Consider the following 11,028-nt stretch of genomic DNA (forward strand, 5'->3'; position numbering starts at 1 on the left):
CGACTTCGATTGGCATTCTGGGACCGCTGACCGCAAAATTGCGCGGCCGCTGAACATCAGACCAGCCAGAGACTGGGAAACGTGAAGATGTTCTCTGAAAGTTCCCCCTTAGCGTGGTTCTCCGAAGAAACCTTCCGATGGGGCCTCATCGCCAAGATCGAATGGCCTCCGGGCGAGCTGTTCCCGCGTGCCGGCTTCCTCGTCACCAACCTGCCCATGGAGCCGGACTGGGAGGTCCGGTTCTACAACCGGCGCGGCACCGCCGAGCAGCACCTTCTCGCGTATGCTTGCATCGCCGAGAAGGAAGATCGGAGCCCGCGTCGTGCGTCACGCCCGCGCCATCACTTTCCAGCTGGCCGAGGTGGCCGTCACCGGCGCGATGGTGCGCGCCATCCTCGCTGCCATCCGCCGATTGCGAGCGCCACGGTCATGCGCATGGCCGCGATCCGGACCCAAACCGAACGAAAACGGCAGGACAGGTCCGTCCGCCGCGCTGAAAAACGAGGCCACCGCGCGGGATGATGCGGCTCCACGGCCCGATCCGCCCAGCTCCAGGCGTTTGCGCGACCGCAGACGCCGCTCGGCGCGAAAAACGTTTGTCCAGCGGGCAAAATCAGGCGATCTTGATGTCAGACGGCAGGCCACTTGGGGAATGTCGGAGGAAAAGAGCATGATGGCGACGCCGCGAGACAAGGGCAATTTTCGCGGCTTGCCGCGAAGTATCTGGGCGCTCGGCTTTGTCAGCATGCTGATGGATATCTCGTCCGAGATGATCCACGGGCTGTTGCCGGTGTTTCTGGTCACTGTGATGGGGGCCAGCACCGTGACCGTGGGCCTGATCGAGGGTATCGGCGAAGCAACGGCGAACATCACCAAGCTGGCCTCGGGCCTGATCAGCGACCGCTGGGGCAGGCGCAAAGCGCTGGCGGTTCTGGGCTATGGGCTGTCCACCCTCTCTAAACCGCTGTTCGCGCTGGCGCCCTCGGCGGGGATCGTCCTGGGCGCGCGATTTGCCGACCGGGTGGGCAAGGGCATTCGCGGGGCGCCGCGCGATGCGCTGGTGGGGGAACTGGCACCGCCCGGTAAACGGGGCGCGGCCTTTGGCCTGCGACAATCGCTGGACAGCGTCGGGGCCTTTGTCGGCCCGCTGCTGGCAATCGCGCTGATGGCGGTATTCTCGGACCAGTTCCGCACTGTGTTCTGGCTGGCGGCGATCCCGGGTGTGCTGGCGGTTCTGCTTCTGGTTCTGGTGGTGCGCGAACCCGCGCGCGCGCCGGTCGCCACGCCACGGCCCACACCGATCAGCCTGCGCAATCCGGGCGCCCTGGGACGGCATTTCTGGGGTGTGGTGGCGCTTGGCGGAGTGATGACATTGGCGCGGTTCACCGAGGCCTTCGTGATTCTGCGCGCCGAAAACCTGGGTCTGGCGCTGGCATTGGCGCCGCTGATCCTGGTGGTCGTGAGCCTGGTCTACGCGGCGTCGGCCTATCCGGTCGGCATCCTGTCGGACCGGATCGGGCGCACCGGGCTGTTGGCGTCGGGGTTCTTGGTGCTGATCGCCGCCGACGCGGTCCTGGCGCTCGCCGGGTCTTTGTCGGCGGTCTTTGCGGGCGCGGCGCTCTGGGGGCTGCATCTGGGGCTGACGCAGGGGCTGTTGTCGGCGCTGGTGGCCGAGCACGCGCCGGTGGACCTGAAGGCCACCGCCTTTGGCGTGTTCAACCTGGTGACGGGCATCGCCCTGTTGCTGGCCAGCCTTCTGGCGGGCGCGCTTTGGCAACTGTTCGGACCGGCGGCCACCTTCTGGACCAGCGGCGCACTGGCAATGGCGGGGCTGGCGGGGTTCCTGATCGTGTCCCGCAAGCGGCCCGCCGCGCCAACACCAGACCCCTAGACGGACAGGGATCGCAGACCGAGAGCCGCCGGTCTTGCCCGCAGCACCGCCAGACGGTCACGGACCTCCGCACGCACCACGCCCTCGCGCGGGACATCGCGCCTCCAGATTGCTCGCTGGCTTTCCCTTTCCGGATCGTTCGATCATTTGCCCATTCAGGTCATCGACTTCTCACACTCCTCGTCCGGCGATGATTGGCTGTCCGTTACGGCTCTGTTGATGGCGTGGATGTCCTCTCCTTCTGTGATGGCTTCAACACTCATCACTTTGGCACATTGCGATGCCGTCAGGAGGGGGCATCCACGCCATCAACAGAGCACCGTAACAGGATCGAGATCATGTTCGGGCGGCTGAAGGATTGGCGCAGAGTTGCCACCCGCTACGACAGGTGCCCAAAAGTCTTCCTCTCAGCCATCGCCCTCGCCGCAACCGTCTTGTTCTGGCTATGAAAGGAGAACGAGTCCTGACCCTGGGGAATGTCGGACAATACCAGACAATCGGGCGAGATGCCGATAAAAGCCTTCCACCAGCGAAAATTGCTTTGCCGGGCCTTGCCAGCGCTGGACATTGATCTGTGTCACGGCGCCTTGGTGCCTTTTCCGTAATCTGAATCTGATTGAGGTTCGGAGTTCCTGATCGCTGTTGGCGGTTGTCGCGGCGACTGCGATCATTACCCAGGCAGGAGGTTGCCATGACGAACGGCGAGCAGGCCATGTCGCAAACTGGTGGCACCGATATTCGCGAGACGGCGCGCCGGGCCGTGGCGGAGAGCGAGAACATCCACGACGCGGTGCGCGATCTCGTGATCCGCGCGCTCAGCCGCGAGCCGTTGACGCAGGACCATATCCGCGCTGTTGCGGCCGCCGTGCTGGAAGGAGCCGCCGCGGGCGCACCGGAGGGCAGCGCCGAGACGGCCCAAGGCCTGCGCGAGGCCGCCGAAGGGCTCGACGAAGCGCTCGCGAGCGCCGCGCAGGCCTCGCACCTTGCAATCGAAGAGGCGGCCGGTCGAGCGGATGCCTTCACCGAGAATGATCTTCGCCAGGCGCTTGACGACCTGCACGCGCTGGAGACCCTGTTCCAGGACCTCGTGGTCTCGTTTGCCAAGACAAGCACCAGCGCGACGCGCGGGATCGTCGAAGACCTTGCGCGCCACTTCGAGCACGTGGGGACCGACACGGCGCGTGCCGTGCGACAGGTGACACATTCCGGCCTTGGGGCCGCGTCCAAGCCGCATCTGCCCGATCTCAAAGACGTTGGCCGGGCCACACGCGGCGGGCTTTCCACCATCGCGGCGATCGGCAGCGGTATTCTGTCGGGTCTGGCCGAGGGTCTTGCGCCGCACCAGGTCACGTCGCCGCCCGGGTCGCCAAACGACCCGAAAGACGGCTGATCTTGCGCGACCCGATTGGCATGCAGCGTGACCTGGGGCGGCTTGCGCAACTGGCCACAATCCTGATCCGGCACGGACTTGGCGACCTGATCGGGCGTCTTGGGTTGACCGGGGCTGCACGCAAGGCCGGGCGGGTCTTGAAACCCTCGGACGCCGTCGCGTCGGTCGATCTCGCGCCGCCGCAGCGCCTGCGCATGGCATTGGAGGAAATGGGGCCGACCTTCGTCAAGCTCGGGCAGATCCTGTCAACCCGGGCGGATCTGCTGCCGTCCGCCTACATCGCCGAACTGGAGAAACTGCGAGACCGCGTGCCCCCTGTGCCCTTTGCGGCGCTGCTGGAGGAAGTCGACGCCGAGCGCGGCCATCCGTTGATCGACGATTTCGTCGAGATCGATCCCATTCCCTTGGGCGCCGGGTCGATCGCGCAGGTTCACCGCGCACGGCTTGAGAGCGGCGGCGAGGTGGTTCTCAAGATCCGCCGCCCTGGCATCCGCGCCAAGATCGAGGCCGATCTGCGGCTTCTGGATTGGCTGGTCGATATAGCCATGGCCGAAAGCGCCGAAATCCGGCGGTTTCGGCCAGATGACGTTGTGGTGGAGTTCGCGCGCTCGATCCGGACCGAGCTTGATCTGGCCAATGAATGCCGCAACGCCGAGCGCATCGCGGAGAATTTTCGCGATTGCGTACATATCCATGTGCCGCGCGTCCATTGGCAATGGACCAGCGAGATCATGAGTGTCCAGGATGTCGCCGCGGGCACGCCGGGCACCGATCTGGAGGCGGCGCGCCGCGCCGGGCTTGATCTGCGCCGGATTGCGGCGCGCGGCGCCGACGCGATGTTGCAGATGATGCTGAAAGACCGGTTCTTCCACGCCGACCCACACCCGGGCAACGTGTTCTACCTGCCTGGCGACGAGATCGTGTTCATCGACTTCGGCATGGTCGGGCACTTGTCGCGGCGGCGGCGCGACGAACTGGTTGACCTGTTGACCGGCATCGTCGACCGGCGCCCGGAGGCTGTGACGAGCATCCTGCTGGACTGGGCCGATGCCGGCGCGAACCCCGGCCTCGAAAACAGCATTGACGGGTTCATCGACCGGGTTCACGGGATGCCGCTCAAGTCCCTGAACCTTTCGGCGCTGGTGCTCGACCTGGTCGCGCTGGTGCGCGCGCACGATCTGGTGCTGCCGCCGGACCTGACGATGCTGCTCAAGGCGTTCACCACGCTTGACGGCATGGGACGCGAGCTTGACCCCGAGTTCGACATGGTCGCCGCCGCGCAACCCTTCTTGCGCCGCCTGATGCTCGAACGCTTTTCCCCGGCACAGCTTGCCCACTCCGCGCGCGGTCACCTGCTGGCCGGGGCCGGGCTGATGGGCCGGCTGCCCGAAGACCTGCGCCGCCTGCTGATCGACGCGCAGCAAGGCAAGCTGTCCTTCGGCATCGAGGTCCGCAAACTGGACCATCTGATGGACCGCTTCGACAGAACCCTCACGCGCGTGACACTGGGTATCCTGATCGCAGCGTTGATCATGGGATCGTCGATCGTGATGACCGTAGTCGGGGGCGAATTGCCGGTCGGGCTGGGGTTCTTTGCCATGGCGGGGTTTTTTGGCGCGGTGGCGGGCGGTCTGTGGCTCGTGTGGTCGATCCTGCGCGGCCGCAAGGACTGAGCGCGCGGACCAGCGGGTCATCGCCGGGTCAAAGCATCTGTTTCAGAATGCCGGCCTTGGCCATCATCGCGTCGCGGCCATGCGTGATCGCCCTTTCCGCCTTGGTGAAGTCGAGAGCGGTCATGTCTTGCAGGTCGAGATCGACCATCACGTTCGGCGGGTCGCCGGCGAGGCGGCTGCGCAGGATCTGATCGGTCATGAGGTTAATGGAGGTCGACAACACCGACAGATAGCTCGGGGTCGGGCGGGCCGGTTTTCCGTTGCCGCCAAGGTATTTGCGCAACAGCGGCCGCAGTTGGGCCGGAGCAGTGCCCAGAACGGCCTCCATCCCGTAAGACCGCGCCGTCTCTTCAACTTCGGTGCCACGCTGCGGCAGGTAGAGCCGCGAGTTCGGGTTGACCGCGATGATCACCTCCGCCCCGAGGGCGCGGCAGGCCGAGACCGGGACCGGGTTGCTCATGCCGCCGTCAAGCAGCCAGCGCCCCTCGGCCCAGACCGGCGAGAAGATACCCGGAATACCGATCGAGGCGCGGACCGCGTCCACCAGGTTGCCAGAACGCAACCAGATTTCGCGCCCTTGTGCCATGTCGGTGGCCACCGCAACAAAGGGCAGATCAACCTCGGAAAAGGTCGGCTTGAAACCCAGATCGCACAGCAGCCGGACGATGTGTTTGCCCTCGATCAGCCCGCCCGAGGCGAGGTTGACATCCAGCATCCGCCGCACCCGGATCTGGGTCAGCGAGGTTGCATAATGTTCCAGCGCGTCGAGCGCACCCGACACATAGGCCGCCCCGACCACAGCGCCCATCGAGGTGCCGCAGACCACGTCGGGGCGGATGCCGATCTCGTCCAGGGCGCGCAGAACGCCGATATGCGCCCAGCCTCGCGCGCCGCCACTTCCCAATGCCAGACCAATTTTCGCAGGCATTTTGCCCTCCTTCGGCTCTCCGTTCGCGCCGGGTTGTGCCTTGTCTGCGCCACTGTCTGGGCCACCCGCCTTGCCTCAGGGCTCGACCCGGTCTGTGCTGCGCTTTTCCACACCGTAGTAGAGCAGAGGCACGATGATGATCGAGAGCGCCGATGAGGCAATGGTGCCAAAGATCAGGCTGATTGCCAGGCCACCGAAGGCCGGATCGGTCAGCATGATCGAAGACCCCAGCACCACGGCAAGCGTGGTCAGCAGGATCGGTCGTGCACGGATCACCCCGGCCTGATAAGCGGCCTCCTGCAGATCCATGCCCTGAGCCCGGTTCTCGCGGATGAAATCGATGATCAGCAGCGAACTGCGAATGGCGACGCCAGCCAGCGCGATGATGCCCACCATCGATGTCGCCGAGAAATCCGCCCCCATGAGCCAGTGCCCCGGGAAGACGCCGATCAACCCGAGCGGGATCGACGCCATCGCGACCATCGGTGTCTTGAACGACTTGTAGTATCCGACCAGCAGAAAGAACACGAGCAAAAGCGCGAGCCCCAGAACCATGCTCATGTCGCGGTAGGTGTCGAGCATCAGCCGGATTTCCCCGTTCCACAGAAGCTGATATTTTCCGATCGTGTCGGGTGGCGTCGTTGCCAGGGTCAGGTTGCCGGTTTCCAGTGACAGTCCGTTGCCGACATCCAGACCGGAAAACCGCTGGTCGAGGGCGGCGATGGCATAGAGTTGCGAAGTCTGCGCCAACTCGCCGCCGACGAAGGTCACACGCTCGTTGTCCTTATGCAGGATCGGCCGGTCGCGGGTGCCTGGCACGACCTTCACAAGCTCGGACAGGGCAAGGTGTTGGCCGGCAGCGTTCTCGACGAACACCGTTTCCAGCCGTGTCGGATCGAGCTGTTGGCTGTTTGGCACGCGCACCCGGATCGGCACCACGTTCTTCTCGTCGTCGAGGTGGAGACGGTCGACGACCTCGCCCTCGAACAGAACCCGCAAGACCTGCCCGATCTGCGCTGTGCTGACGCCGGACAGCAGGGCCTTTTCCTGATCGACGATGATCCTGTACTCGTTCACATCTTCCGGCTGCGAGGTGCTGACATCCACCATGTCGTAGGTGTCGTTGAAGATGGCCTCGGCGCGGTCCGACAGGCTGCGCAAGATCGCAAGGTCATCGCCGTAGATCTCGGCCAGAACGGTGGCGCGCATCGCCGGTCCGGGCGGCACTTCAACCAGTTGCACCCTGGCGCCGGGATAGGCGGCACCGATTGCGACGAGCTGCGGGCGCAGGTCGCGCACCAGTTCGATGGAGGAGGTGGTGCGCAGATGCTTGTCGATCAGGTTGACGCGGATTTCCGCGATGTTCTGGCCGGTCAGGTCAGCCGTTCCCCGCATCAACGCCATCTGGTCCGCGACCCCGGAGCGCCCGATCCAGCTTAGCGTGTTGGTCACCAGCGGATGGTGGACCAGCACCGCATTGACCTCGCGCACCAGCCTGTCGGTGGTCTCGACCGGGGTCGATTCCGGCATCGTCAACGCCACATTGAATGAATTGGCGTCGTCCTTGGGCAGGAAGGCCATGGCGACGCCAAACGACGGCTTCGGTCCGACGACGCCTTCGGGACGGATGAATTGCCATGCCGGTTGCAGAACCGTCAGTAACAGCATGGCCAACGTGACCGCGTAAAGAGCCAGCCGCGCGGAACGCCGCTGCATCGCAAGCAACAAAAACCAGCGATAGGCGCGCGCCAGCCAGCGCGGACGTTGCTCCACCGCCCCCGCCTCCCCGTGCGCGCCCAGATCGAGCCAGCGATACGCGGCCCAGGGGGTCACCGTATAGGCAAAGAACAGCGATGCCACCATCGCGATCGGCACGTTGATCGCGACGGGAAAGAAATACTGCCCCGGCATGCCGCTGACCAGCACCAGCGAGGCAAAGACCACAACGACCGTCGCTGTCGCCAGGTTGGCGGGGCCGCCAACCTCGGCGCTGGCACGAATGGTGATGTCCCGCTTGCTGTCGTGGCCTTTGCGGCCATGGGCGTAGTGGCGATGGATGTTCTCGATCACGACGATGGCGTCGTCGACCAAAAGGCCAAGTGACAGGATCAGGGCAAAGAGACTGACCCGGTTGATGGTGATCCCGGCCACGAAATCGACCCCGACAGTCACCAAAAGCACCAGTGGCACCGAGATCGCAACGATCAGCGCCTCGCGCCAGCCCAGAAACAGGATCAGAATAAGCAAGACCGTGGCAATGGCGATGCCGAGATGTTCGATCAGCAGGTTGACGGCGGCATTGGCGGTCTCGCCGTCATTGCGGGTGACGACAAGCTGCACGTCGCGCGGCAGGAATTCGGCCTGCATCCGCTCGATGCGCGCGATCACATCCTCGGCCATGAACACCGAGTTGGCCCCGGCCTTCTTGGACACCGCGAGCGTGACAGCCGCCAGGTCTTGACCGCCGAGTTCCGAAAACCTCGGATCGGCAGCGCCAAAGCTGAACCGGCTCAGCTGCGCGGGCTCGATCGGCGGGCCGTCAACGACGTCGGCAACGTCGCCCAGGTAGATCGGCCGACCCTCGTTCTGGCCGACGATCAGGGTGCGCACATCGTCCGCGTCCTGGAAGAACCCTTTGACGGTGACCATGTTCACCGTGCCAGCCCGCACCGAATGTCCGACCGGGGTCCCGAAATTGCTGCCGGTCAGCGTGTCACGCACACGCGACAGCGGCACGCCATAGGCCGCCAGCCGGTCGGGGTCGAGGTCGACGCGGATTTCCCGGTCGCGCCCGCCCTCGACCGAGACCACCGACACGCTCGGCAGGCTGTGCAGCCGCTCCGCGATCCGGTCTGCCATGCGTTTCAGGGCGTAGTCGTCATAGACGGTGGAGGAGAGCGTGACCGTCACCGCCGCGATATCGTCTGCGTCAATGGCCCGGATCAGCGGTGTGCCGGCGCCAGAGGGTATCCGGTCGAGATTGCTGAAAATCCGGTCATACAACTTGATCAGGCTGGCTTCCTTGTTCTCGCCGGCCTTGAATTGCACCACCACCACGCCGACCGAGTTCATCGCCACGGCCTGGGTGTGATCGACGCCGGTGATTTCGCTGACGATCGCCTCCAACGGGGTCACGATCAGGCTTTCCACTTCCAGGCTCGACGCGCCCGGCAATTGCACCGTGATCTGTGCGGAGGGGATGTTGATCTGGGGATTTTCCTCGCGCGGGGTGAGCACCACGGCGATGGCTCCGAAAACGACGACCGACATGATGGTCAGCACCGTCAGTTTCGAAGAGATGAACATCTCCGCCAGCCGCCCGGCAAGGTTTTGCGGAAGTTCGTTCATTGGCCGGAGCCCTCGACGACGACGATCATGTCGCCGTCACGCACGCGCCCGTCATCACGCGCCAGAATGGTCTCTCCGCCCTCCAGCCCGGCCCGGACCTCAGTGGAAGGACCGAACACCCGTCCGCGGTGGACCCACCGAAACCGCGCGACGCTGTCGTCACCGACGACAAACACGCCGGTCAGGCCACCACGGTTTGCCAGGGCCAGGTTCGGCACCTGGACAACCATGTCGGAGCCGATGACGAAATGCGCGCGCCCGAACATGCCGGGAAAGGCGTCCAGATCCGCCGGCAATGCGAGTTCGACATCATACCGGCGCGTCACCGGGTCGCCTGAAGGGATCACGCGGAGAATCTGGCCGGGAATGTCGATCCCGGCAAGCGCGTCGATCTCGATCCTTGCGGCGGCACCCACGTGCACATTCGCGACCTGACTTTCCGAGACCGAGGTTCGGAACAGCAACCGCTTTCGCGATTCAATCGTCAGGATCGGAATCCCCGGGCTGGCCAGGTCGCCCACCTGCTTGCGGCGCGCGACGACGATGCCGTCGATCGGGCTGAGCAGGGTCGTATATTTTCGCCCCGCCAAAGCGGTGCCGCGCACCGCTTGCGCCTCTGCCAGTCCGGCGCGGGCCAGATCGCGCGCCACTGTCGCCTGGCGCAAGGCTTCGGTCGAGACAGCTCCGCTTTTTTGCAGGCCGGCCAGACGCGCGTGATCGGCTTCGGCGTTTTGCAGCGAGGTCTGCGCCGAACTCAGCGCCGCCTCGGCACGTCTGATCGCGCCTTCCACGTCGGTCGGATCGATCTCGACAAGGATGTCACCGGCGGAAATCACGTCGCCCTCGTTGACGCCGATCCGCTGGATGTAGCCCGACGCGCGCGACGAGACCTCGATCCGCTCCTCGGAAGTGACGCTGCCTGGGGTGCTGTAGAGCCGGTCAACCGGCCGGGCGAGCACCTGCTCCACCGACAGCTCCAGCGAGCGCGGGGCGGGGGCCGCATTCGCGGCGGGGTCTTCCTTGCAGCCGGCGAGGCCCAGCAGGCAGACCCCGGCCAGAACCCATGTCACTTTGGCACCATAAATCGGGCGTGTCATCAGATGTGCACCCCGGGTTGCGGTTGCGCCAGCAGCCCGCGCAGAACCATATCTTTCGCATGCGCCGCGAAATCTCTCAGGCGTTGTTGCGTGTTGCGCTCGCCGATGAGAACCTCGAGCACCGGCGCCAACTGGACGTATCCCATCACCAGGGCAATGATCGAAGCGGCCGAAAGACTTGCGTCCCGGGTTGGCGCAAGACGATGCATCAAGCGTTCGATCTCGCGAAACGGCGCTGCCATCACGTCCTCGGTCAGAAGCCTCAGCCGGTCGCGGTCACCGGCCAGAAGTTCGCGCTGCACCAACCGTGCCACCACCGGGTTGTCCGAGAACTGCTGCGTCAGCCAGACGATCAGACGCTCCAACGTGACATCCGGCGCGTCATCCCCCTTTACGACTGTTTCCAAGGCCCTGGCACGGTCGGAAAAAACGTGGCGAAGCGCGGCGGCATAGATCGCGTCCTTGTCGGGGAAATGGTGGTAAAGCGCCGCCGGCGTCGTGTGGATCTCCCGCGCGAGATCACGGATCGAAACACCCGCGTAGCCGTGTTTGGCGAACAATGCGGCCGCTGCTTCGAGGATGGCCCCATCGGAAGGTTTCTTCGTAGAACCACGCTAAGGGGGAACTTTCAGAGAACATCTTCACGTTTCCCAGTCTCTGGCTGGTCTGATGTTCAGCGGCCGCGCAATTTTGCGGTCAGC

Annotated in this window: 7 protein-coding genes and 2 pseudogenes; 5 read left to right on the forward strand and 4 right to left on the reverse strand. The window is 64.8% G+C overall.

The features are described from left to right. Positions 1-144: 144 nt before the first annotated feature. The 5 genes and pseudogenes from ACSR1C_RS19750 to ACSR1C_RS19770 all read left to right on the forward strand — a co-directional run. Positions 145-436 (forward strand): annotated as a pseudogene (locus tag ACSR1C_RS19750) (IS1380 family transposase); the annotation flags it as partial. Positions 437-670: 234 nt separating this feature from the next. Continuing rightward, the gene (locus ACSR1C_RS19755) at positions 671-1,891 is read left to right on the forward strand and encodes an MFS transporter (protein WP_460260756.1); all 1,221 of its coding nucleotides are present in this window, start codon (positions 671-673) and stop codon (positions 1,889-1,891) included. A gap of 314 nt (positions 1,892-2,205) precedes the next feature. Further along, positions 2,206-2,340: pseudogene (locus ACSR1C_RS19760) on the forward strand (transposase); the annotation flags it as partial. A gap of 242 nt (positions 2,341-2,582) precedes the next feature. Continuing rightward, positions 2,583-3,281 carry a DUF6781 family protein gene (locus ACSR1C_RS19765; RefSeq protein ID WP_460260754.1) on the forward strand — a complete coding sequence of 233 codons (699 nt, stop codon included), beginning with the start codon at positions 2,583-2,585 and terminating at the stop codon, positions 3,279-3,281. A 2-nt stretch (positions 3,282-3,283) separates the two neighbouring features. Then, entirely contained in the window at positions 3,284-4,954 is a 1,671-nt protein-coding gene (locus tag ACSR1C_RS19770; RefSeq protein ID WP_460260753.1) for an ABC1 kinase family protein, read from the forward strand. Between the two features lie 28 nt (positions 4,955-4,982). Here the strand turns inward: ACSR1C_RS19770 and ACSR1C_RS19775 are convergent, their stop codons facing one another. The 4 genes from ACSR1C_RS19775 to ACSR1C_RS19790 form a co-directional block, all read right to left on the reverse strand. Further along, complete coding sequence (locus ACSR1C_RS19775; protein WP_460260752.1) at positions 4,983-5,882, reverse strand: patatin-like phospholipase family protein; 900 nt, start codon at positions 5,880-5,882, stop codon at positions 4,983-4,985. A 75-nt stretch (positions 5,883-5,957) separates the two neighbouring features. Continuing rightward, positions 5,958-9,230, reverse strand: a complete 3,273-nt coding sequence (locus ACSR1C_RS19780; protein ID WP_460260751.1) for an efflux RND transporter permease subunit — start codon at positions 9,228-9,230, stop codon at positions 5,958-5,960. Beyond that, positions 9,227-10,327 (reverse strand): efflux RND transporter periplasmic adaptor subunit, encoded by a 1,101-nt coding sequence (locus ACSR1C_RS19785; protein WP_460260750.1) that lies wholly within the window; start codon positions 10,325-10,327, stop codon positions 9,227-9,229. The genes ACSR1C_RS19780 and ACSR1C_RS19785 overlap by 4 nt, the downstream gene beginning before the upstream one ends. Next, positions 10,327-10,908, reverse strand: a complete 582-nt coding sequence (locus ACSR1C_RS19790) for a TetR/AcrR family transcriptional regulator (protein WP_460260755.1) — start codon at positions 10,906-10,908, stop codon at positions 10,327-10,329. Before ACSR1C_RS19790 ends, ACSR1C_RS19785 begins: the two co-directional genes overlap by 1 nt. Positions 10,909-11,028: the final 120 nt, after the last annotated feature.

Source organism: Actibacterium sp. D185-2 (assembly GCF_054954595.1).